This is a genomic window from [Phormidium] sp. LEGE 05292 (assembly GCF_015207735.1).
Lineage (GTDB): Bacteria > Cyanobacteriota > Cyanobacteriia > Cyanobacteriales > Aerosakkonemataceae > Floridanema.
This window is the reverse complement of the sequence record NZ_JADEWG010000014.1, coordinates 59077-82159: the sequence shown is the minus strand read 5'-3', so window position 1 is coordinate 82159 and position 23083 is coordinate 59077. Positions and strand designations below refer to the sequence as shown.

Genomic DNA, 23083 nt, shown 5'->3' with positions numbered 1-23083 from the left:
GATGGGGAGATGGGGAGATGGGGAGAAAATATAACCTTTATCCTTTCTTGCCTTCTGCCTTCTGCCTTCTGCCTTCTGCCTTTCTTCTGCCTTCTGCCTTCTGCCTTCTGCCTTCTGCCTTTCTTGTGTCTTAATTTGACTTGAACGCTTAAACTAGGCTAAGAGTTAGTGTTAATACCTTTGTTTAAGAATGTCTGAAAAATACAAGTCTATTCACCTGCTGCTGATTACGGTACTTTGCTTTGGCTTTGCGGCTTTTGGTTGTTCTTCTTCGCCGTCGAAGTCAACGAATGTTACACCGACTCAGCAACCTACTACTTCTGCGGCTACGACACCTGTTCCTAGTACGGTTCCGGCTGCGGAGAGTACAAGCATTGCACAATCTAGTCCAGGTACGAGTGCGAGTACTTCAACTTTAGAAAGTCTTCCTAATATTAGCCAACCAAGTAATATTGACCAATCAACTACAACAGCTGCTATACCTAATACATTAGCTGCTGCACCTGCGCCTGGTAGTGCTGCTGATTTTTATCAAAAGGGAATTGCTAGTGCGAAACAGGAGGATTTAAAAAGTGCAGAAGAGTTTTGGCGTAAATCTATTGAGTTAGATCCGAAAAATTTTGAAGTTCATTCTAATTTGGGGGTGTTGTTGCAGCGTCAGGGTAAGTTGGATGAAGCGGTTTCTCAATATCAAGAAGCTTTGCGTCTGAAGCCTGATGATGTGGATACGGTGATGAAGTTGGCTATGGCTTTGGGGCAACAGAAGAAGTATGATGAGTCGATCGCACAATCACAAACAGCTGTTCGTCTGAAGCCGGATTTGGCACCTGCTCATATTCTTTTAGCGGCGGCTTTTTCTCAGCAAGGGAAGAATGATGAAGCTATAGAAAGTTTGAAAAAAGCTCAGGATTTATGGAAGAAACAAGGGCAAAAAGAACAAGCTGCGGGTGTGCAAGCTCAGTTGGCTACTTTGTTAGGAAAACAAGGTAAGTTTGATGAGGCTAGTACTCAAATTAAGCAAGCTATTGCGCTGAAACCTGATTTTGCTCCAGCTTATATTTTGTCTGCGGAAATTGCTATGCGACAAAATAAACCGGAGGAAGCTATCAGTAGTTTGCAAAAGGCTAAGAGTTTGTTTAAAAAGCAAAAACAAAATGACCAATTAGCAGCTACTCAAATGCAGTTGGCAGTGGTTTTTGGACAACAAAAAAAATACGCCGAAGCTAGTACACAAGCTAAAGAGGTGTTGCAGTTAAAGCCTGATTTTGCTCCAGCTTATTTGATATTGGCGGAGGTGGCGACACAGCAGGGAAATAATAGTGTGGCGATCGCTAATTTACAGAAAGCTAGAGATATTTTTAAAGCTAAGGGACAAACTGATGCTCAATTAGAGACACAGTTGAAGTTGGCTTTCGCTTTAGGGAAGGAGAAGAAGGTTGATGAGGCGATCGCTTTATCGAAAGACGCAATTACCCTGAAGCCTGATTTTGCTCCCGCCCATTATGTTTTAGCGATTGGATTGGCTGAAAAAGGTCAAAAAAATGAAGCTCTAGCTAGTTTGCAAAAAGCTAAGGAGTTATTTACAACTCAGGGTAAAAATGAGGAAGCACAAAAAATTGATACGATGATCCAAAAACTGAGCGCGAAGCAGTAAATTAGGTCTATGCAAGCAGGCAAAGTTTATATTGTTGGTGCTGGCCCAGGTGATATAAATTACCTGACGGTGCAGGCACAAAAAGTGTTAATGCAAGCGGAAGTATTGGTTTATGATGCGTTAGTGGATGCCCAACTTTTGCAGTTAGTACCAGCAAATTGTTGCCTGTTTGATGTGGGAAAACGTGGTGGTAAACCCAGCACAAAACAAGCAGAAATTAATACCTTGCTAGTTGAACAATGTCAGCAAGGAAAACAAGTTGTCCGGCTAAAAAGTGGCGATCCGTTTATTTTTGGTCGCAGTACTTCAGAAATTCAAGCATTAAAGACAGCTGGTTGTAGTTTTGAAGTAATACCAGGAATTTCTTCAGCTTTAGCAGCGCCTTTATTAGCCGGAATTCCTTTAACCGATCCTGTATTAAGTCGCTGTTTTGCTGTTTTTAGTGCCCATGAACCAGATGAACTAGACTGGGAGGCTATCTCCCAGATGGAAACTTTGGTGATTTTGATGGGGGGAAGAAATCTTGAGGAAATTGTAAGTCGGTTGGTTAGGTTTGGTCGATCGCCAAAAACCCCGATCGCAGTTATTCGTTGGGCGGGACATCCCGAACAAGAAGTTTGGACAGCAGAACTGAAAAATGTGGTTCAGGTAACAGCTAATGTTTCTCTTTCTCCAGCAGTAATAGTAGTTGGTGAGGTTGTAGGGTTACACCCCTATATGCAGCCTAACGATTAAAATTATATATTTTGATAGCAGATTCAGTTAAACTACTTTATTATCAAGCAGAATCTACAATTAGTAACAACGTGAATCGAATTAACCCAGAACTTCCTTTAACAGGGACAACTATATTAGTAACCCGTGCTGCTGGACAATCTAGCGAGTTTTGCCAATTGTTGCAACAGCAAGGTGCGGTAGTACTAGAAATGCCAGCTTTAGAAATTACTCCTCCTTCCAGTTGGTTTGCTTTGGATGAAGCGATCGCTAATTTACATACTTTTAACTGGTTAATTCTCACTTCTACTAATGGTGTAGATTACTTTTTTAACCGACTGCAAGACAAAGGGTACAATTCGCAAATTTTAGAGAAAGTAAAAATTGCTGTGGTAGGTAAGAAAACTGCGGCATCTCTAACACAATATGGCTTATCTCCTAACTTTATTCCACCAGATTTTGTGGCAGATTCTTTAGTAGAACATTTTCCTGAACAATTACCAAACCAAAAGATTCTTTTTCCCAGAGTGGAAACAGGCGGTAGAGAAGTTTTAGTCCAAGAATTAACCGCCAAAGGTGCAAAAGTGGTGGAAGTTCCCGCTTATCAGTCGGGTTGTCCTAGTTCAATTGCGCCGGAAATTTTACAAGCATTACAGCAGGAATCTATAGATATCATTACTTTTGCTAGCTCTAAAACCGTGCAGTATTTTTATCAATTAGTAAAAGATAAATTATCCTTAGATAAGTTACAAAAAATTACTATTGCTTCTATTGGCCCACAAACCTCGAAAACCTGCCAACAGTTATTAGGAAAATTTGATGTAGAAGCCACAGAATACACCCTGGGGGGATTAACTGAAGCCATTGTTGAATGGGTGGAGAATAGGCAGATTATTGCTGACTAAAGCAAAGCCAATTATTATTGATTTAAGGAGAAATCCGAAAGATATTACCGATCGCAAAGCAATGGAATTTAGCTTGTCACAGAGTAATAATATTCTTAGGGCAGTAATAGAAGATACTACTGATGCTATTTTTATCAAAGATCTTCAGGGAAGATACTTATTTGTTAACGCTGCAATTGCTAAAATTTTTGGTAAGCCAGCCGGAGAAATTGTTGGCAAGGATGATACAGAATTTTTTGCCTTAGAAACAGCGAGAAAAATCATGGAAAATGACCGCCGAATTATTAGCAGCGGTCAGTCAGAAAGTGTGGAGGAGATTGTTTTTATTAACAACAATACACAAGTCTATCTTTCCACAAAAAATGTGTATCGAAATTCTCAAGGAGAAATTATTGGTTTAATTGGAATAGCACGAGAAATTACAGACCGCAAACAAGCAGAAGAAGAACGTTTAGAATTAGTCAAAAAATTAAGCCAAGAAAGAGAAGATTTAACTGCTTTAAGTAAAGTGACAGCTAATGCAGTTAGTACCTTAAACTTAGCTGATTTACTAAATATATTGCTGCAACGAATTGTGGAGGTAATTAAAGCAGATGCAGGCGTAATTTTGTTAAAAGAAGGCGATCGCATATCCGTGCGAGCTACCATTGGGATTGAAGCAGAAGTGCGATCGGGATTTAGTGTAGCGATCGGTCAAGGTTTCGCTGGTACTATTGCAGCTTCTCACCAACCATTGTATATAGAAGATGTTCAAGCAAATCCGCTGATAATTAGCCCGATTTTAAAACAGCTGAATATTCGCACAATGATGGGTGTACCTTTAAAACGAAATGGGAATTTAGTGGGAGTGTTGCACGTAGATTGGTTTAAGATTCATCCTTTTAGCGATCGGGAACTTCATCTATTAGAAATTACCGCCGAACGCTGTGCAATGGCAATTATTAATGCTCAACTTTATGAGCAAACTAAACAACTACAAGAAAGTTTGCAACTACAAATCGAGCGAATGCCGATTGGCTGTATTCTTAAAGATGAAAACTTTCGGATTATTGATTGGAATCCAACAGCAGAAAAAATTTTTGGTTATACCAAACAAGAAGCATTGGGTAAATACCCCGAACAATTAATTAATTTCCCCGGCGCTAGACCAGTTATTCAACAAATTCGCCAACAACTAGAAGCAGGAAAAATGATAGATCATAATTTAATGGAAAACATTACTAAAGATGGTCGGGTGATTATTTGCGAGTGGCATAATACACCGTTAAAAGATGCCAAAAATCAAATAATTAACTATTTATCAATGGTACAAGATGTCACCGATCGCAAACAAGCAGAAAAAAAATTACAACATTATGCCTATTACGATCCAATTACGGGATTGCCAAACCGCACTTTATTTCTGAAACGGCTTGAAGAAACTATTAACTTAGCAAAACATAACCAAGACAATTTATTTGCTGTATTATTTTTGAACTTAGACCGTTTTCAAATGGTTAAATTTAGCTTAGGTCATCATTTAGCCGATCGCTTGCTGGTCAATGCTGCTCAACGAATTAAAAATTGTTTACAAAATAGAAATTTCTCATTTTTTGATGTTGATTTAGAATCAAATTTAACCCAGGAAAATCAAAATTTTCCGAACCCCATTATTGGCATAAATAATATTGTCAAAAATTCCAGTAACCCTAAAAAATCATTGGTAGCACAAGTAGGATTAGATGAGTTTGCTATCTTGTTAACAAACTTGCGAGAAACTAGCAACGCTACTCAGATTGCCGATCAAATTTACCAAACACTCAGCTATCCTTTCGATCTTGACGAACAAGAAGTTTTTATTAGTACTAGTATTGGCATTGCATTCAGTTCTGTCGGTTATCAACAACCAGAAGATTACCTGCGTGCTGCTGATACAGCCATGCACCAAACTAAACAATTAAGTAAAACTCGTTATGCAGTTTTTGAACCAGGATGGCAAACGCAAGCAATAGAACGTTTGCAGTTAGAAACAGATTTAAGACGAGCGATCGAACGTAAAGAATTCCAAGTTTACTATCAACCAATAGTTTCCATTAAAAATGGCAAATTAATTGGTTTTGAAGCCTTAGTTCGTTGGCATCACTCCACCAGAGGTTGGGTTTCCCCAGGAGAATTTATTCCCATAGCAGAAGAAACCGGATTAATTAGTTTAATCGATAGGTATGTATTAAGAGAAGCTTGTCAGCAAATGGTGATTTGGAAACATAAATTTCCCGAAAAATTCCCCTTAACAATTAGCGTCAATCTCTCGGCTGCTCAATTAGCACAATTGGGATTAATAGAACGCATTGACCAAATTTTACAGGAAACTGGAATTAACCGAGAAAGTTTGAAAATAGAAATTACAGAAAGTAACTTGACAGAAAACTGTGCTTCCGAAATAGTTATGCTCCAACAATTAAAAACTTTGGGAATTCAACTTTCAATAGATGACTTTGGTACTGGTTACTCTTCTTTAGCCCGGTTGCATCAACTACCAATTGATACTTTAAAAATCGATCGCTCTTTTATCAATCAAATGGTTTGTGATAACGAAAGCTTAGAAATTGTCCGCACCATAATTTCTTTAGCTCACATTTTACAAATGGATGTGATTGCTGAAGGAGTAGAAACCACCGAACAACTGTTACAATTGCAATCTTTAGAATGTGAATATAGTCAAGGCTTTTTGTTTTCTCGACCTGTCGATCGCCAAACTGCCGAAACATTAATTTCTGATAATAATCTCTTTATTTCAGAAAATATAAATAATCAACAATAATAAAGTCTGTTGTAGCGACTTTAGTCGTACATTTCTAAATAAAAGCACTAAAGTGCTCACAACAAACTACAACTTATTTTTATATTGATAACAAAATAATTATAATAAAGTCTGTTGTAGCGACTTTAGTCGTACATTCCTAAACAAAAGGACTAAAGTCCTTACAACGAACCTGGATGATTATGATGACTCAGCGCAAAATTGGTTTAACAGGTGGTATTAGTACTGGTAAAACAACAGTCTCGAACTATTTAGTAAACACTTATCATTTACCAATTTTAGATGCAGATATTTATGCTCGTGAAGCCGTACAAATTGGTTCTCCAATTCTCGATAAAATTGCTCAACGTTACGGAACTGAAATACTTTTACCTGATGGTACATTAAATAGGCAAAAATTAGGAGAAATAATTTTTCCCAACAATGAAGAACGCATCTGGTTAGAACAACAAATACATCCTTATGTCAGAGAAAGATTTGCGGAAGCAATGAATCAATTACCGTCAAACAGCACAGTTATTTTAGTCATTCCTCTACTATTTGAAGCAAAATTAACTAATTTAGTTACAGAAATCTGGGTAGTATTTGTTGAGGAACAACAACAAATCGAAAGACTAATGCAACGGAATAATTTAACCTTAGAACAAGCAAAAGCTAGAATTAACAGCCAAATGCCACTAGCAGAAAAATGTCAAAAAGCCGATATAATTTTAGATAATTCTGGCAGCTTAGAGTACCTTTATCAACAAATAGATGCTGCATTAGCCTCTTAAGCTTTCAATAAAATCTGGTTTTGTAGCGACGTTCAAATTCAGCACGAGTTAGACGATCGCCATTTTCCAAAGGCAAAATTTTTCCTATAGTTTCCGTCATAATTCAACCCTCCAATTAAAAGTTCGTTGTGAGGACTTTAGTCCTTCCATCTGACGAGGAAACGACTAAAGTCGCTACTACAAACGACAACGACTAAAGTCGCTACTACAAACGACAACGACTAAAGTCGCTACTACAAACGACAACGACTAAAGTCGCTACTACAAACGACAACGACTAAAGTCGCTACTACAAACGACAACGACTAAAGTCGCTACTACAAACGACAACGACTAAAGTCGCTACTACAAACGACAACGACTAAAGTCGCTACTACAAACGACAACGACTAAAGTCGCTACTACAAACAGGAAGTTAAGCAGCTTCTCCACCTACAATTACATTTGTAATTCGCAAAGAAGGGCCACCACAACCCACAGGTAAACCACTTTGTCTACCTTTACCACAACCACCGGATTCATCCCAGTAAAAATCATCGCCGATCGCTTCAATATCCGCCAAAGTAGTAAACACATTTCCCGAAAGAGTTACATCGCGCACAGCTTCAGCAATTTCTCCATTGCGGATCATCCAAGCTTCCCCAGCACTAAAAGTAAACATTTCTCCATTCGTCATTCCCCCCAACCAATTACGCGCATAAACCCCTTCTTTGATATCAGTAAATAAATCCTTAACAGGTGTATTTCCGCGTTCAATCCAAGTATTAGTCATCCGCACTAATGGGGGATAATGATAATTTAAACACCGAGCATTTCCCGTAGCAGCTTCGTTTAGTTTGCCTGCGGTTTCACGAGAATGTAATCTTCCGACTAAAACGCCATCTTTAATTAATTGGGTTGTAGTTGCTGGCGTACCTTCGTCATCGTAATAATAGCTACCTCGATGTCCTTCTGGGGCTGCACCATCAAAAATTTGCAATTCTTTTGGCCCAAATCTCCGTCCGATCGTCATTACTTCCAACAGATCGGGATTTTCATAAGCCATATCTGCTTCTGAAAGATGACCAAAAGCTTCGTGAACAAACAACCCACTTAAAATTGGGTCAATCACAACCGTGTAAGAGTTACCTTTAACTGGAGGTAAAGCTAAAGCATCAACAGCGCGTTGTGCAGCACTTTTAACTTGGAGATCTAAACTAATTAAATCCTCATAAGCTTTGCGCGATCCAGTAGTTTCCCTACCAGTTTGTACAGTTTCTCCATCTCTGGCGGTAGCAGCGAAGCGCATTTCCATATCCACCCAAGATTGTTCTAATATTGTGCCTTCGGAAGTGGCGAGAATCACGCGCTGAGCACTGTCACCATAACGGACTGAAGTAGTAGTAATCCGCTTATCTAGACTACGAAGAATTTCCGTGTAGCGATCGCACAACTCTTTCTTTTGCGCCAAAGAAATATGTCGCGGATCGGTGCCAGTTAAAGGTAAACTGCAAACATCTTGCACTGGTGTAATTGGTGCGAGAATCGTCTCTTCTTCCCCTACCATTCTGGCAGCTGCGATCGCTTCCTCCACCCGTTCCTTCAGTGTCGAAAGTTGATTAAAGCTAGCAAAACCCCAACCCCCCTTATAACAAGCCCTCACCTGTCCACCAAGAGAGATGCCTTGGGAAAGGGTTTCAATCTTATCTGCTCGCAGTAAAATATCAGTCCCTTCCGATTCTTCCAGCCGAATCGCCAAATAGTCAACTTGCGAACGATAACGAGCCATTAAATCAGAAAGCAAGTTTTTCGCATCGATCAGTAAAGTTTGCATGACAGGCAACTCTTGAATAAAAGTTTAAGTTAACCGAAAAATGAGCTCATTCGATCTATTGTGCAATTGAATCGGTACAGTTAACTAGTTACACCTATTACTTAACTCCTAAAAAACGCTGTACTGTAAGTATTATTTTTTACAGTTAATTGGGGAAAGTTAAAGATATAGAGTCGATCGGCATCTACCATTTGGAGGAAAAAAAGTTTATGAATATTCATTTCTTGCGAGCAGAACTACATCGAAATAAAAACAAAAGTAAAGGTTTTACATCAGTTGATTTCATGGCTCATATTTTTGTGTTGATCGTGTTTGTCTTTATGATGTTAGTTTACTTTAGTTCATCAAATACCTGCCAAAGTACAGCTTGCTACAGCCCGAAAATCCTCCGCATTCCGGTTAGATATTAACGCTTGTAGAGACGTTGTATACAACGTCTCTACAATCCTAAAATTGTAAGGTCGCTACACCATACAGACTGGACAAAAACTAACTGTAAAATCTATAGTCAGAATTAAAATAATTGGTATTTTATGAGAACTATTGCTGAGATTAATGAAAAAATAAGCAATCAAACTGTAGTAGTGTGGACAGTAGAAGAATTAAAAGTCCGAGTTGCAGAAGTTGGTGTCACCCAAGCAGCAAAAGAAGTGGATGTAATTACCACTGGAACTTTTGAACCAATGGAATCTTCAGGAGCGATTATCAATTTAGGCCATACCGATCCCCCGATTAAAATTCGCTCTTGTTGGTTAGATGGAATTTTGGCTTACTCTGGTTTTGGGGCAGTAGATTTATATTTAGGAGCCACTCAAAGCGTAGATTACGAACGTGGTGATGGTTTAGAAGAAGAATCAAAAGAACGCGGTGGTGGTCATGTAATTGAAGATTTAATTGCCGGAAAAGCTGTGCATTTAAGAGCGATCGGACAAGTCACCGATTGCTATCCCCGCGCTTCCTTTGAAACCACAATTACCCGCGATACCATCAACCAATTTTATCTATATAATCCGCGAAATATCTATCAAAATTTTATTGTCGGAGTTAACGGAGGCGATCGACCACTCTACACCTACCTTGGCCCACTACAACCCCGACTGAGCAACGCCGTTTATTCCAACCCCGGAGCCATATCCCCCCTATTCAACGACCCCAACCTAGAAATCATCGGCATCGGCACCCGCATTTTCCTTGGTGGTGGCATTGGATACATAGCCTGGGAAGGCACACAAAACTTTACCCTACAAAAACGCTTACCTAATCAAACCCCGATCGGTCCTGCTGCCACCCTCGCCTTAATCGGAGATGCCAAACAAATGGACAGACGTTGGGTGCGCGGTTGCTACTTTAAAAACTACGGCCCTTCCCTAATGCTCGGAGTCGGCATACCCATCCCAGTCTTACACGAAGAAGTCATCCAAAAATGTGCCGTCCAAGACAAAGAACTAGTCGCACCAGTAGTCGATTTTTCCATCCCTCGGCGCGTGCGTCCCACCTTTGGACTAGTCACCTACGCCCAACTAAAATCCGGTCGCATCACCATTGAAGGCAAACAAGTAAGAACTGCTCCCCTCGCCAGCATTTATCTATCACGCCAAGTTGCCCTAGAACTCAAACAGTGGATCGGTGCCGGAAAATTCACCTTAACCGAAAGAGTTGCCCCTATTCCGATCGATCGGGCATTTCTACCCCAAGACCGTTGGGGCGCAACGATCGCACTAGAATAAGGACTGGGGAGATGGTCGTAGTATTTTATATAATTTTCCCTTTAGACATCGCACCAAGAGTGCCATAGTCTAAACTCCAGTTTGAGCCAGAAACTAGCGAAGGGTGTAATCGGAGGGTAAACCCGTCCGATTAGACAACCGTTAGAATCCCCTCGAATTCGATCGGGGGAATGTCAACTAACTACCTGCCTCGCCGCTAGGTTGCTGACGTTTGGGGCGCGGAACTGGTTTGGGAAGTGGTTTGTTGGCTCCGCCTGGAGGTGCTGAAGTACCCTCTGGAGAGCCTGGACGCTGGGGACGATCCTTCTTCCAAGGTTTTTTCGCACCCAGACCACCACTGCCGCCGATGCGTTTTCCTCCAGGGCGTGGTTTTCCTGGTCTTCTCTGACGCACAGATGCAATCTCTTGTGCTTGCCGAATTACCAGAGAATCAGCTTCTCTAACCACCTGAAAGTCCCAGAAGTAACCCACAGCTTTCCTGTCCAAAAGACCATTGAGCGTCAATTTGAAGAATTTGGGTTTATCAATATCCTTCTTGGGTGCTTGCTTAATCTTGACGATGATTTTTTGTTCGTCTTGAGATTGGAAAACCACTTCACCACGAATGGAAAAATAACCATCTTCTGCTGGTTGAGCAGATTCTGGCGCTGCTTGTGCTTCTGCTTGTGCTTCTGCTTCTGATTCAGTAGCTAGACGCTCTTTATCTAATTTTTCTGGTTCCCAAACACCAACAATTTGCAAATGAAGGTCGCCTTGTTCTTGTCTGGTTCTCGGATAAACTACCCACAGGTGTTCGTTTGCCAAATCCAGGTGATTTTTGACTAAACTCATTACCCGACCTAGCAAGACAGCATCAATCTGTTTCCCATCTGCTGTGAAAACATTACCACGAGTAAATTGTTCTTCGCTGGCAACATATTTTCCACGCACTAAACCAATGGCTCGATATTGCAGCGGTTCGCTCGGAGGTGGAATTGGTTGTAGCCGTGATAGATTATCTTGCTCAATTGTAGTGGTGGCTTCATCAAAGATTGTCTCTGAGTTAGCCGTTGGAGTAGCGGGAGATTCCACAGTTGGAGTTGGTTCACCTTTTTTAGGTTCACTTTTGCTAACTACAGCAATTTTAGAAGTAGCTTCGCTCTTGGGAGTCGCGGGACTTTTAGGCGGATTAGGTTCACCAGTGTTTTTAGGCTCATCAGTTGCTTTAGGTTCGCTCTTGGGAGTCGAAGAACTTTTGGGCGGGGTAGATTCACGACTGGTTTTAGAATCACCTGTTGCTGTTGGTTCGCTTTTGGCTGTCGGGGCGTTTTTAGGCGGGTTTGGCCGACGTACCACAGGCGGCTCGGTTGCTTGGGGTGGTTCGGGATTGTTGGAGGACTGGGGAAACTGATTAGAATTGGGAGAGGGACTCATAAAAACTCCTTGGAGCGGAGACACACTTCATTCTGGCTCGGAATGGAAAATGTCTGGTTTGATTCAGCAGGATTAATTGATCCGCCTGTACCAGTCAAAAGCCAAAACCTGTATTTACTACTCTATTCTTTTGCTGAACATTTCGTGATTTACAGGATGCTTACAATCGATACTACTAAAGCAGTTGATTGCGATCGACAAGTTTTTTAGCCTGTCTATTTTACTCAATGCAATATGTACATTGTTTCATCCGTAAAGTTTCAGTAATTATTTGCATAGTTAATATTCATCTTTTACGCTACTTATTCAATAGCTAGTGTCCCTAGTGCAGCCCAGCAGAAATGATCGATCGGCTGAAAACAGCTAGAAAGTTGAACATAAAAGCCTTCTGCCCTGGAGCCTTGGAGCCTTCTGGTTACATTAGCGATCCATAGTTGATAATATTAATCAGAGTTCAAAAAATTTTTGTGTCTGAAAAGCTCCGTCGCTGGTTGGTTTTTGGGTTCCTGTTGGTGGGAACTCTCGGTTTTGTGATTCCCACTATTATGCCTTTTTTGGGTGGTAGGCCCAGTCAAGAAGCCTCTTCTGCTAGAACACCTGCATCTGTTCAAACGCCAGCAGGGAAGCAAGAGGAGTTACAAGCTCAGGCGAAGGGTTATCAGTTAGTCCTTCAACGAGAGCCTGATAATGAGACGGCTCTTAAGGGATTGCTCTTTACTCAGCTAGAGTTAGTACGTCAGGGAGTCGCTGATGTGAATACTACGATCGAACCCTTGGAAAAGTTGGCGAAACTGAAGCCGGAAAACACTGAATATGCTGTACTCCTGGCTCAAGCTAAGCAACAAACTGGCGATCGCGAAGGAGCCGCAAAAGCCTATCGCGCCATTCTAGAATCTCAACCGGGCGATATCAAGGCTTTACAAGGTCTCGTTAGTTTGCTACTGGCTGAAGGTCGTCCTGAAGCTGCTATTGGTTTACTGCAAGATACTTTGGAAAGCGCCCCCAACCTGAACCAAATTAAGCCTAACACTGTCAATGTAATTTCTGTGCAGCTGATGTTGGGACAGGTTTATGCTGAACAGGGACGCTATGCTGATGCGATTAATGTCTACGATAATGCGATTAAAGCTAATAAGGAAGATTTTCGTCCGGTTTTAGCTAAGGCTTTGGTATTACAAAAACAAGGCAAAACAGATGATGCTAAATCTCTGTTCAATTCCGCAGCTAATTTAGCTCCTGCTCAATATAAAGACCAAATCGTTAAATTAGCATCTTCGCCTCCTGCCGCTGCTCCTGCTGCGCCAACTGCACCTACAACTAAGGAAAAAACGGAAAGTAAGAATTAATTTGTAATTGGTAATATCGTGTCCGATTGTATCGGCATGGCATAATCAGGGCGGGTTTTGTTGCCAAGTGGTTTGTGATACCAATTCTCTATGAAGATGCGCTCCCTTTACCCCACCCCAAACCCCTCCCCGTCTACGGGGAGGGGCTATGATTTAAGCGCAATTTTACAGAGAATTGGTATGAGAATCAAAAATTGTCGTCTAAACCCGCCCCTACAATTACATCAACTACACAAGTCCGGTGCAACCGGACATCATATAATTGGTAATTGCAATATCTATACATTCTTATCCCTGCTGGTCATTTCAATTAACAATCCTTGAGCAGTTACCAATTAATTTTTTAAACTCCTTCTAAATAGGAAACTAATGCAAACAGGAGAAACAATAATCCTCCCACAGCAGTTAACTTGCGTTCGGAAATTCTTTTGGCGATTAGTCTACCGCAAGTAACTGCGATCGCAGCACAAACTCCATGCCCTAAAATGGCTCCTGTGGTAACTCCAAACGCATTGTATCCTGCTGCTAAACTAATTGTCGCAAATTGAGTTCGATCTCCCCACTCTGCTACAAATGTCATCACAAATGCTTTTATTACCACTGCTAAATTACTCTCCTTATGCCGAATTTTTGCTTCGGCTTTCTGCACCGCTTCTAAGGCTTCTTCTGCTTCCTCACATTCACCTTTAGCTGGCATTTGGCTAGCTTCATAAAGTAACTTTAGCCCAAAGGCAACAAACAACACAATTTCTGCATAATAAACATATAATTTCGGTAACAGTGATACGACTTGTCCCATTAAAACTGATAATATTGTCATTGCTGCTAAGGCGGCGAGCGCACCAATAAATATTAGCCTCCGCGAATGACGCATGGCTAAAATTGCCGCAATGAAAAATGTTTTGTCGCCTAATTCTGAAACTGTAATTAATAATAATCCAGCAGTAAAAGCTGTAAGCATTCTCTCAAACTCTCCTCTTGTTTCTGCTTTCCCTGAGTGAGCTTGATGAGTGCAAATAGACTTCACCAAGCTCACATCAGTTGTGAACTTAGTGAAGGTCTCGCTTGCAAGATTAGTAGGCTCAAACTTTACTTGAGCTTGGAAAACTTGTCACCCGAACCAGGCTCATCGCCAGTATGTTGATTCAGATGGGCTAGCTAAATCTTCATTTGCTATTGATTAGATTCGCTAGCAGCTACTCCCCTTCGTTACATAAGTAATTATACATCTATCTTCTAGAGTAGCACAAGCCCTTTTTTATCATTGTTCTTTCATTTTTTGTTCTGAATGGGTTGGGCATACCGCTTTAATTATTGTAAGCTTTCTTGATAATAATTCAATTAATAACCTTTTTTAAAACGAGCTTTATAGCGCATTACCCAAGTGTCAGTCGGGGCAATATTTCCCTGTAATTCTAGCTGCTGAATTTCCGACTGTAACAGTGCGATTGCGTCTTTAATTCGCTTAGCACGAGCTGCTAAATCACGAGCTTGCGTCGCTTTAACTTTTGGAGATAGCTGAGGAAGTTTATTAGAGATATCATCCATCTGGAATCAAGTTACCACCAACTGTCCCGGCGATAGTTGGTAGCCAAAATAGTCTCTAGCATCTCTGACTTCTTGAAGAAATTGGGGTTCTAGAATCACCCAATCGGGCGATCCTATTGTAGGACGACGATCGGCACAAAATCTCCGAAAATTTTTTGTAATAACCAAGCGAGTTTGAGCAGAGTATGAAAATTATTAAACTACAAACACTGAGAGGGCCAAATTACTGGAGCATTCATTTTCAAAAATTAATTGAAATGTGGCTAGATCTCGAAGAAATGGACGAAATTTATTCCAACGAGATTCCCGAATTTTATGAAGGTTTAGTTCAAATCTTACCTAGTTTAGAAAATCACTTTTGCTCACCGGGACATCGCGGAGGTTTTCTCAAACGAGTTAAACAAGGTACATTAATGGGGCACGTTATTGAGCACGTTGCCTTAGAATTACAAACCTTAGCTGGAATGCGGGTTAAATTTGGTCGCGCCCGTTCTACATCCAAACCAGGAATCTATCGCGTCATATTTGAATACCGCCAAGAAGCCGCAGGTCGTTATGCAGCAAAAGCCGCATTAAGATTAGTCGAAAATATTATCGATCGCGGTTACTATCCCGAAAAAGAACTAAAATTAGATTTAGAAGATTTAAGAAAATTAAAAGCAGAAATTTCCCTTGGTTTAACAACAGAATCTATTCTCAAAGAAGCCGAAGCCCGGAAAATTACTTGGACAGAATTACCAGCCAGAGGTATTGTGCAATTAGGCTACGGCATTCATCAACGACGCATTGTTGCTGCCCAAACTAGTAACACCAGCTTGTTAGGAACTGAACTTGCTTGCGATAAAGAAGGCACAATTACTATGTTGCGGGAAGCTAATTTGCCTGTTCCCAAAGGCACAGTAATTTACCGTTTTCGCCAATTAGAAAATGCCATTGCAGAAATTGGTTTTCCCATTGTAATTAAACCTTTAGATGGGAATCATGGCAGAGGAATCACTTTAAATATTAACTCTTGGCGTGATGCCGAAGACGCTTATGATTTGGCAAAAAGTGAATCTAAATCCGGCGGAATATTAGTAGAAAGATATTACAAAGGACGGGATTTCCGCGTATTAGTAGTTAACGGCAAAGTTGTCGCTGTAGCGGAAAGAGTACCCGCCCATGTCATCGGAGATGGTAAATCAACAATTGCGGAATTAATCGCCCAAGTAAACAAAGATCCGCGTCGGGGTGATGGGCATGAAAATATCCTGACTCGGATTACCATTGATGAACATAGCGAACAACTTTTAGCAGAACAAAGATTAAATTTAAATAGCATTTTGGACAAGGGAGAAATCTGCTATTTAAAAGCAACTGCTAACTTGAGTACTGGGGGAACTGCGATCGATCGCACCGAAGAAATTCATCCCCAAAATGTTTGGATCGCTCAAAGAGCAGCGAGAATTATTGGTTTAGATATTGCCGGAATTGATATTACCTCCCCGGAAATTTCTCGCCCCTTAACTGAAGTAGATGGGGTAATTGTGGAAGTTAATGCTGCACCCGGATTAAGAATGCACTTGCAACCAAGTGAAGGAACACCGCGCAACGTTGCTGCACCGATTTTGGATATGTTATATCCGCCCGATCGCCCACATCAAATTCCCATTGTCTCAGTCACAGGAACTAACGGCAAAACCACCACAACTCGCTTAATTGCTCACATTTTCCGCCAAACCAAAAAAACCGTAGGTTACACCACCACAGACGGCACTTATATCGGTGATTTCTTAGCCGAACCTGGCGATAATACTGGCCCACAAAGCGCCCAATTAATATTACAAGACCCATCCGTAGAAGTAGCAGTTTTAGAAACAGCTAGAGGCGGAATTCTCCGGTCAGGTTTAGCATTTTCTCACTGCGATGTTGGCGTAGTTTTGAATGTTTCTGATGACCATTTGGGATTGCACAATATTAACACTTTAGAAGACATGGCTCAGGTTAAAAGTGTGATTGCTGAAGCAACTAATCCCAATGGTTTTGTCGTATTAAATGCTGACGATCCATTAGTAGCAACAATGGGAAAAAGCGATCGAGTAAAAGCCAAAGTAACTTACTTTTCAATGGATCGTTGGAATCCCATAATTTGGGAACATATCAAAAATGGTGGAGTCGCCGCAGTTCATGACAATGGTTATTTATGTTTCCTTTCCGGCGAGGATGTAATTCAAGTCGAACAAGCGGTGAATATTCCCTTAACTTTAGGCGGAAAAGCACCTTTTATGATTGCGAATGCTTTAGCTGCTTCTCTTGCTGCTTACGTGCAAGGTGTGAGTTTGGAAAATATTAGTACCGCTTTAAGAACTTTCCGCGCTTCGGTGGAACAAACTCCTGGACGCATGAATTTAATAAACTTGGCAAATTTCCATGTTTTATTGGATTATGCTCATAATCCTGCTGGGTATCAAGCTTTGGGTCAATTTGTGAGCAATTGGTCAACAGGAGAACGCATCGGTGTAATTGGTGCTCCAGGCGATCGTCGTGACCAAGATTTGCATAAACTAGGAATGTTAGCTGCCCAAATTTTCGACCGAGTTATTATCAAGGAAGATGAGGATAATCGCGGTCGTAAACGTGGGGAAGTAGCGGCTTTAATTGCTGAAGGAATTAAACAAGAAAAACTTGATTTTTCTTACGAAATTATTTTGGATGAACAAACAGCGATCGAAACTGCTTTACTCAAAGCTACCGAAAATAGTTTAGTAGTAATTTTGCCCGATAAAGTCGATCGCGCCTTAGAGTTACTCAAACAACCCGCTATGCTATAGCACTAATTGTAGAGATGTTTCATGAAACGTCTCTACAGTTTATTTTTTAGCTTGATTTTTTTGCCATTTTCCCAATTGTTAACTTTTTGCGTAACTTCATTTGACTATTGAATTTCCTCTACTAATAGCCGAGCGGCTTAATATCAATTCTGCGCTCAGACAAATCAGTAGTTACTAAAAACAAACCTAATCTAGATTTTCCACATTTTACTTCGCTGCATTGCTTCGCCAACCGCAATATTTAACTGATTCCCAATTAACAACACTAAACAACTTAAATAAACCCATAATTGCAGAACAATAAAGCCGCCAACAGCCCCATAAACTCGATTAAAATTACCAAAACTAGCTACATAAACTTTAAAACCTTGAGACAAAATTGCCCATGCTAATGTGGCGAGAATAGCCCCCGGTAAAATCGGAGTTCCGGCAATCCAACGACTAGGGCCATAACGGTAAATAAAAGCGATCGTTAACGCCGCAATTCCTAAAGCTAGAGGTAAACTTAAGCGTTGCCAAAATCTTAAAATATCAAATCTAATCAAGGTATTTTGATTAGCAGCATAATTCACGAAAACATCAGTAATAAATACTAACGCTAAAGCACTAATCAGTAAGAACATAGTTCCTATTGTTAGTAATATAGAAACTAATCTAGCTTGCCAGAAAGGTCGCATCTCTTCTTCAGGAATTTGCTGTATTTTATCCAGCGCATACATTCCCGCACTCATTCCCGCAGAAGCCGACCAAATCCAAAAGAAAAAGCTCAGAGAAAATAATGATTGACTTTCAGTTCTCAGTAGTTCTTGAATAAAGCTATTAAGGACAGATGCTACTGCATCTGGTACGACTTTTGCCACTCTAGTTAAGAGAGTTTGAAAAGTACTTTTTAAGGGATTAAATAAACCAATTGCTGCTAAAAATGCCATAATTGCTGGAAACAAAGACAGCATCAGGTGATAAGTCATTTCAGCCGCTAAACCTGGTAATCTCTGGCTGAAAGTACGCTTTAATACTTCCTGCACAATAGTAAAATTGAGGTACTTAAAAAACCGAAAAAATCGAATTAACAGCATTTTTTTACCAAATTTTCTACCTTACTTTAAACTGAACTTGACAGATAATCAAAGCTTAATTTATTGTACTGACTACATTTGCTCAGTCCCACAGTTCCCCAATCAAGAAAAATATGGTATCTAAAAATACATTAACTCATTTAGGTAAACTGTTCAATAAAAGCATTTGTAGAAGAGACTTTCCCTGCCTTAATTATCTGTTTGTAGTCAGGTTAAGATATAAAAGAACTAGTAATACTAAGGCATATATCGTTTAACAATGACCATTAGCAAGAGAAACTGCCTTCAATTGATTGTGGTTTTTCAGTAGATTCCTGCTAAAATTTTTACTAAATAATCTCGTTAATTTACCGTAATACAACAGAGTGAAGGGTGTCATACCACACCCCGAAAACTCCGAAAAACTGTAAATTCTTCCTGACTAGATTATTTACAAAACAAGAGTTTGGCTGAACTATTCAGTTAAATTTTGTAACAAAATCGAGCAATTTTTCTGTATACTCAAATGAGTGCAGAAACAAAATATATGGACTTAGCGTGAAAACGTTGTTATTAGTTCAAGTGGTAAAAATTTATGCTGAGAGTTGAACCCAAAAACCGCCCCGTACTCAAACAAGGAATGAAAGGAGATTGGGTGGTATTTCTGCAAGATGAATTAAACGGATGTGGCTATGGGCCAATGAATTTAGATGGAGATTTTGGCCCCCAAACATTAGCAGAAGTTAATCGATTTCAAAAAAATCTCGGTCTTAAGGTAGATGGTATTGTTGGCACAATTACTTGGACTAATCTTGATAAACACAAAAAGATCGTCGGTTGGATACCAGAATGGCCTAGTTCCTTAACTTTAAGAGGAATTGCTGGTGCTGATAGCTTGCAAAGAGTCCAAGCTAGCATGATTCCAGAAGCGCAAAAATTAATGGGTGCTCTTCCGCGTTTTTGGGGCAGATATTTCCAAGGTAATCTTAATTCTGGGGCATACTTCCGAGCTACGGAAAATAAACCTCTGCGAGATGCTGGAATTAGAGTTTTACCTGTCTCTCGCCAAACTAACAGAGTAGATGAAACTCAACAAATAGGAGAACAATTAGGTACCCTTCATGCTAGAGATTTTTTAAACACTTTTGGAGAAAGTTATTTAGCTTCCCAACAAATAGACGGGTTTTATTTTTTCCTAGATGTTGAACCAACAGATCCTTTATCTGTCGGCTTTTATTTAGGATGGTCAACGGCGGTAATTAAAAGCAGTACTAAGGTAAGATTATTGCCTGCTGTTTATCTGAATGCAGCAGATAGTACTACTACTAAAAACTTAAGTACAGCCATGAAATCTGGCGCACAATGTCATGGTTTATGGGTGGCTAATTATGGAAGTAATCAGGCTCTAATTTCACCTTGGAATAAAGACAAAGCTAAAGTAGCTACCCCAGTTCCTTGTAAAGTACTAATGCGTCAATATGCCGGAGATATCAAAAATGGATTATATGATTTTAGTCAAATGAATCCATTTTTAGATAATCAAGAATTAGTCCTCAAGAGACTGATTTTACCTCCTGCATAAGTATCAAGCTATCCTCCCAAGTTTTCTCGGTTAGAAAGTTGCAAAGAAATCCTCTGTTTATGGTAATTTGGGAGGAAACCCAATATCTAGTAAGGTTGATTTATGGCTTTTAATATTAATGTTCTAAAATTAGAAACAATTAGAAAAGGATCGACTGGGCTTTATGTCAGTGCTTGGCAGCAATTTTTGCAGTCCAAAAATTTTGCAATTGGGGCAGCTGATGGAGTTTTTGGTACTGTCACCGATACAGCCACCCGCAATTATCAGCAAAGAAATAGTTTACCTGTAAATGGAGTGGTAGATACTACAACTTATAGGAAAGCTTTAGAACAGGGATATCTATTTTTTGTCCCTAATCGTACTGCGAATATGATTTTAAGTTATCTCAATTTTGGGGTAACAGAAATCAGAGATTTGCAGCGCAGTTTAAATGTGATGGGTTCTTTGGTTCCACCTTTAGCAATTGATGGTGATTTTGGGGCGAGGAGTGTAGAAGGATTAGGAGAAACTTACAAAAAGATAGATATCAACTTTCGTCCTAGATTAGAACAAACTCTTTCTGCAGCAACTAAACAGAAATTAGGCACAGATTTGCCAGCAGCTTTAGATATTATTACTGAATATGCGAGAAGATTAAGGCAGCAATTAAGTGGTGCCCATTGGGTAAACTATTTTCCAGGGAGAAATACCATAGCTGATTTAGCTTCACCATTTCGCCAAAGAGTCGAAGCATTTGAGCAAGCATTACGGGTAGCTGGTGCAAAAATGGTAATTGCTGCTGTTTATCGACCACCACAAAGGGCTTATTTAATGCACTATTCGGCGCAGATTTCTCGTGGAGAAATTGCTCCACAAAATGTGCCATCTTACTCAGGTGTTTCTATTGATTGGGTGCATTATACTAATGCTGCTTCTGTGCAAGCGGCGCAAGATATGGTAAATGCTTATGGTATTGGTACTAATCCTGTGGCGTTAACTTCTCGCCATACTCAAGGTTATGCAATTGACTGGGAAATTACTTGGGAAGGAACATTAAATGTGAAGAATGCTCAAGGGACAATTGTTAGTGTTGGTACACCTCGGACTAGTTATCAGAATACTGTTCTTTGGCAAGTAGGTGCTACTTATGGTGTAATTCATTTGCGCTACGATCCTCCGCATTGGTCGATCGATGGTGGTTGAGTTAAGCTAGGTTCGTTGTGAGGACTTTAGTCCTTCTATTTGACAAGGAAACGACTGAAGTCGTTACAACAAACTTAAAAATTAAGCTGTTTCGTTGTGAGGACTTTAGTCCTCCTATTTGACAAGGAAACGACTGAAGTCGTTACAACAAACTGAAAATTTAAGCTAGGTTCGTTGTGAGGACTTTAGTCCTCCTATTTGACAAGGAAACAACTGAAGTCGTCACAACGGACTTAAAAATTTGCTGCTGTTGATGGTATCCAATCTTCTCCTACGCGCAATGTTAAATCTGATTCAATATCACCAACAGAAGCAGGTTCAATAGTACCCATTCCTAAAGCTGATTGTAATTTTTCTGCGGCTTTAACATCACCTTTCTGCACAATAATTTGGGTTTTTGTTTGGGTTTCAGGCCAATCTCGAACTAAATAAATATTGCGGAAACCTAATTTTCTTAAATATTGAGCGGCGCGATTACTCATGTTTGATTGACCAGAGGCATTTTGAATGGCGATGCGGACAGAAGTTGTGGAATCATTTTCAGTTTCTTTGGCAATTTCTTTAACTTCTACGCCGAAATATTGTTGCATAAGGCGATCGCGCTTTTCCTCATCAACTACCCAATAACTCCTCCCATCAAATTCTCCCGTGTGACTAAATCGACCAGGTAGCATTACCATTTTAATATCAGTTTTTTGCAAGTTCAGCCCAAAATTTGCCAAAGCTAACATTTCTTCCCAATTTATATTAGTATCAACATAGTTTTTCATGACTGACATCATTTCGGGTAAGCGTGGCAAAATATTGGGATTTGTTAAACGTTGTCTGACAGCTTGTAGTAATAACTGTTGTCTTTGTACTCTACCAATATCACCATTTTCATCTTGACGGAATCTAGCAAATTGTTCTGCTTGTTCTCCATTGAGAGTTTGTAACCCTGGTTCTAAATTAATTTCCAAATGTTGAGTTTCATCTTTGTAGTGCATTTTTTTCGGCACAAAAACTTCTACACCACCGACTAAATCAACTAATTTGCGGAATGCTTCTGTTGTGACTCGGACGTAGCGATCGATCTTGACTCCATCTAAAGTGCTGCTAACAACATCAGCGGCTAAAGCTGCACCACCATCCACATTTGCTTGGTTAATTTTATTAATGCTTAAAAACGGATTATCTACATGAGTATCGCGGGGAATAGAAAGCATTTTCACCGAGTTATCACTGGGGTCTAAACGCAATAATAATAATGTATCGCTGCGACCATTTAAACCAGCAGGTGAGTCTTTAGGTGCATCAGGAACTCGGTCAACTCCCATGACTAAAATATTAACTGGTCGCGTCATTTTATATACAGCAAACTTTTGCAGAATATCACTTAGAGATTGCGTTTGTTGTTCTGATGCAACAAAAGGTAAAGGTGCAAAAATACCTAAAGTGATTCCCAAACTAGTAGCAACAGTAGCTGTAACACCAAATGCTAAACCCCAGAATAAACTTTTGTTTTTCGCAGCTGACTGAATTCGCTTTACTACGCTAGTTTTTAAACTTTGCCATTGCTGAACCGGAGAAGTTTTCTCTGTTTCTGATGGAAAATTACCCGACTGAGACTCGGAACCATGTTTTATTGGTTCTGCGGTATCTAACATTTTTCACACTCCTATCACACCAAAAGCAATCTGAGTTGCTTGTATTGAGTCAGTTAATTTACTAACTTGAACAGATGAAAAGGCTAATTTCCTTTTTTGTCAAGTCAGAGCATTA

Annotated in this window: 18 protein-coding genes; 11 read left to right on the top strand and 7 right to left on the bottom strand. The window is 40.1% G+C overall.

All coding sequences use genetic code 11. The features are described from left to right. Positions 1 to 190: 190 nt before the first annotated feature. From IQ264_RS06680 to coaE, 5 genes are all read left to right on the top strand, one after another. On the top strand, positions 191 to 1654 hold the full coding sequence (locus tag IQ264_RS06680; RefSeq protein WP_193979812.1) for a tetratricopeptide repeat protein: 1464 nt from the start codon (positions 191 to 193) through the stop codon (positions 1652 to 1654). A gap of 9 nt (positions 1655 to 1663) precedes the next feature. Beyond that, the gene (gene cobA / locus IQ264_RS33830) at positions 1664 to 2389 is read left to right on the top strand and encodes a uroporphyrinogen-III C-methyltransferase (protein WP_193979810.1); all 726 of its coding nucleotides are present in this window, start codon (positions 1664 to 1666) and stop codon (positions 2387 to 2389) included. 11 nt (positions 2390 to 2400) lie between these two features. After that, complete coding sequence (locus tag IQ264_RS33825) at positions 2401 to 3273, top strand: uroporphyrinogen-III synthase (protein ID WP_413470335.1); 873 nt, start codon at positions 2401 to 2403, stop codon at positions 3271 to 3273. Then, a complete protein-coding gene (locus IQ264_RS06665) occupies positions 3263 to 6073 on the top strand; it encodes an EAL and GGDEF domain-containing protein (protein ID WP_193979808.1) in 2811 nt (936 codons plus the stop codon). The genes IQ264_RS33825 and IQ264_RS06665 overlap by 11 nt, the downstream gene beginning before the upstream one ends. A 182-nt stretch (positions 6074 to 6255) precedes the next feature. Next, entirely contained in the window at positions 6256 to 6846 is a 591-nt protein-coding gene (gene coaE / locus IQ264_RS06660) for a dephospho-CoA kinase (protein ID WP_228061331.1), read from the top strand. A gap of 415 nt (positions 6847 to 7261) precedes the next feature. Here coaE and IQ264_RS06650 read toward each other — a convergent pair whose 3' ends face one another. After that, the gene (locus tag IQ264_RS06650; RefSeq protein WP_193979806.1) at positions 7262 to 8659 is read right to left on the bottom strand and encodes a TldD/PmbA family protein; all 1398 of its coding nucleotides are present in this window, start codon (positions 8657 to 8659) and stop codon (positions 7262 to 7264) included. A gap of 209 nt (positions 8660 to 8868) precedes the next feature. Here IQ264_RS06650 and IQ264_RS06645 point away from each other — a divergent pair, with 209 nt between their 5' ends. Beyond that, positions 8869 to 9069: a hypothetical protein gene (locus tag IQ264_RS06645; protein ID WP_193979804.1), complete on the top strand. Its 201-nt coding sequence runs from the start codon at positions 8869 to 8871 to the stop codon at positions 9067 to 9069. Between the two features lie 123 nt (positions 9070 to 9192). After that, positions 9193 to 10386, top strand: a complete 1194-nt coding sequence (locus IQ264_RS06640) for a homocysteine biosynthesis protein (protein ID WP_193979802.1) — start codon at positions 9193 to 9195, stop codon at positions 10384 to 10386. 177 nt (positions 10387 to 10563) lie between these two features. Here the strand turns inward: IQ264_RS06640 and IQ264_RS06635 are convergent, their stop codons facing one another. Next, a complete protein-coding gene (locus tag IQ264_RS06635) occupies positions 10564 to 11799 on the bottom strand; it encodes a hypothetical protein (protein ID WP_193979800.1) in 1236 nt (411 codons plus the stop codon). Positions 11800 to 12266: 467 nt separating this feature from the next. Between IQ264_RS06635 and IQ264_RS06630 the strand changes: the two genes are divergently transcribed. Next, positions 12267 to 13145: a tetratricopeptide repeat protein gene (locus IQ264_RS06630; RefSeq protein WP_322744617.1), complete on the top strand. Its 879-nt coding sequence runs from the start codon at positions 12267 to 12269 to the stop codon at positions 13143 to 13145. A gap of 343 nt (positions 13146 to 13488) precedes the next feature. On the opposite strand, the gene IQ264_RS06625 is transcribed toward IQ264_RS06630, so the two are convergent. The 3 genes from IQ264_RS06625 to IQ264_RS06615 all read right to left on the bottom strand — a co-directional run bounded on the left by IQ264_RS06625 (position 13489) and on the right by IQ264_RS06615 (position 14861). Then, positions 13489 to 14106 carry a TMEM165/GDT1 family protein gene (locus IQ264_RS06625; protein WP_193979798.1) on the bottom strand — a complete coding sequence of 206 codons (618 nt, stop codon included), beginning with the start codon at positions 14104 to 14106 and terminating at the stop codon, positions 13489 to 13491. A 380-nt stretch (positions 14107 to 14486) separates the two neighbouring features. Then, positions 14487 to 14693: a hypothetical protein gene (locus IQ264_RS06620; protein WP_193979796.1), complete on the bottom strand. Its 207-nt coding sequence runs from the start codon at positions 14691 to 14693 to the stop codon at positions 14487 to 14489. Positions 14694 to 14699: 6 nt separating this feature from the next. After that, positions 14700 to 14861 carry a hypothetical protein gene (locus tag IQ264_RS06615; protein ID WP_193979794.1) on the bottom strand — a complete coding sequence of 54 codons (162 nt, stop codon included), beginning with the start codon at positions 14859 to 14861 and terminating at the stop codon, positions 14700 to 14702. 17 nt (positions 14862 to 14878) lie between these two features. On the opposite strand from IQ264_RS06615, the gene cphA reads away from it, so the two are divergent. Next, positions 14879 to 17503: a cyanophycin synthetase gene (gene cphA, locus IQ264_RS06610; RefSeq protein WP_193979792.1), complete on the top strand. Its 2625-nt coding sequence runs from the start codon at positions 14879 to 14881 to the stop codon at positions 17501 to 17503. 191 nt (positions 17504 to 17694) lie between these two features. Here the strand turns inward: cphA and IQ264_RS06605 are convergent, their stop codons facing one another. Further along, on the bottom strand, positions 17695 to 18579 hold the full coding sequence (locus IQ264_RS06605) for a YihY/virulence factor BrkB family protein (RefSeq protein WP_193979790.1): 885 nt from the start codon (positions 18577 to 18579) through the stop codon (positions 17695 to 17697). 574 nt (positions 18580 to 19153) lie between these two features. On the opposite strand from IQ264_RS06605, the gene IQ264_RS06600 reads away from it, so the two are divergent. Both IQ264_RS06600 and IQ264_RS06595 read left to right on the top strand, forming a co-directional pair. Further along, positions 19154 to 20140 (top strand): peptidoglycan-binding domain-containing protein, encoded by a 987-nt coding sequence (locus IQ264_RS06600; RefSeq protein WP_193979788.1) that lies wholly within the window; start codon positions 19154 to 19156, stop codon positions 20138 to 20140. Between the two features lie 102 nt (positions 20141 to 20242). Then, positions 20243 to 21322, top strand: a complete 1080-nt coding sequence (locus IQ264_RS06595; protein WP_193979786.1) for a peptidoglycan-binding domain-containing protein — start codon at positions 20243 to 20245, stop codon at positions 21320 to 21322. A 233-nt stretch (positions 21323 to 21555) separates the two neighbouring features. Here the strand turns inward: IQ264_RS06595 and IQ264_RS06590 are convergent, their stop codons facing one another. Then, positions 21556 to 22968 carry an LCP family protein gene (locus IQ264_RS06590; RefSeq protein WP_193979784.1) on the bottom strand — a complete coding sequence of 471 codons (1413 nt, stop codon included), beginning with the start codon at positions 22966 to 22968 and terminating at the stop codon, positions 21556 to 21558. Positions 22969 to 23083: the final 115 nt, after the last annotated feature.

Excerpts from the sequence above, each read along its gene's own strand:
- IQ264_RS06600 (WP_193979788.1), top strand. The coding sequence starts at position 19,154 with ATGCTGAGAGTTGAACCCAAAAACCGCCCCGTACTCAAACAAGGAATG.
- coaE (WP_228061331.1), top strand. The coding sequence starts at position 6,256 with ATGATGACTCAGCGCAAAATTGGTTTAACAGGTGGTATTAGTACTGGT.
- IQ264_RS06680 (WP_193979812.1), top strand. The coding sequence starts at position 191 with ATGTCTGAAAAATACAAGTCTATTCACCTGCTGCTGATTACGGTACTT.
- cphA (WP_193979792.1), top strand. The coding sequence starts at position 14,879 with ATGAAAATTATTAAACTACAAACACTGAGAGGGCCAAATTACTGGAGC.
- IQ264_RS06640 (WP_193979802.1), top strand. The coding sequence starts at position 9,193 with ATGAGAACTATTGCTGAGATTAATGAAAAAATAAGCAATCAAACTGTA.
- cobA (WP_193979810.1), top strand. The coding sequence starts at position 1,664 with ATGCAAGCAGGCAAAGTTTATATTGTTGGTGCTGGCCCAGGTGATATA.
- IQ264_RS06595 (WP_193979786.1), top strand. The coding sequence starts at position 20,243 with ATGGCTTTTAATATTAATGTTCTAAAATTAGAAACAATTAGAAAAGGA.
- IQ264_RS06590 (WP_193979784.1), bottom strand. The coding sequence starts at position 22,968 with ATGTTAGATACCGCAGAACCAATAAAACATGGTTCCGAGTCTCAGTCG.
- IQ264_RS06620 (WP_193979796.1), bottom strand. The coding sequence starts at position 14,693 with ATGGATGATATCTCTAATAAACTTCCTCAGCTATCTCCAAAAGTTAAA.
- IQ264_RS06635 (WP_193979800.1), bottom strand. The coding sequence starts at position 11,799 with ATGAGTCCCTCTCCCAATTCTAATCAGTTTCCCCAGTCCTCCAACAAT.
- IQ264_RS06650 (WP_193979806.1), bottom strand. The coding sequence starts at position 8,659 with ATGCAAACTTTACTGATCGATGCGAAAAACTTGCTTTCTGATTTAATG.
- IQ264_RS06605 (WP_193979790.1), bottom strand. The coding sequence starts at position 18,579 with ATGCTGTTAATTCGATTTTTTCGGTTTTTTAAGTACCTCAATTTTACT.
- IQ264_RS06645 (WP_193979804.1), top strand. The coding sequence starts at position 8,869 with ATGAATATTCATTTCTTGCGAGCAGAACTACATCGAAATAAAAACAAA.
- IQ264_RS06625 (WP_193979798.1), bottom strand. The coding sequence starts at position 14,106 with ATGCTTACAGCTTTTACTGCTGGATTATTATTAATTACAGTTTCAGAA.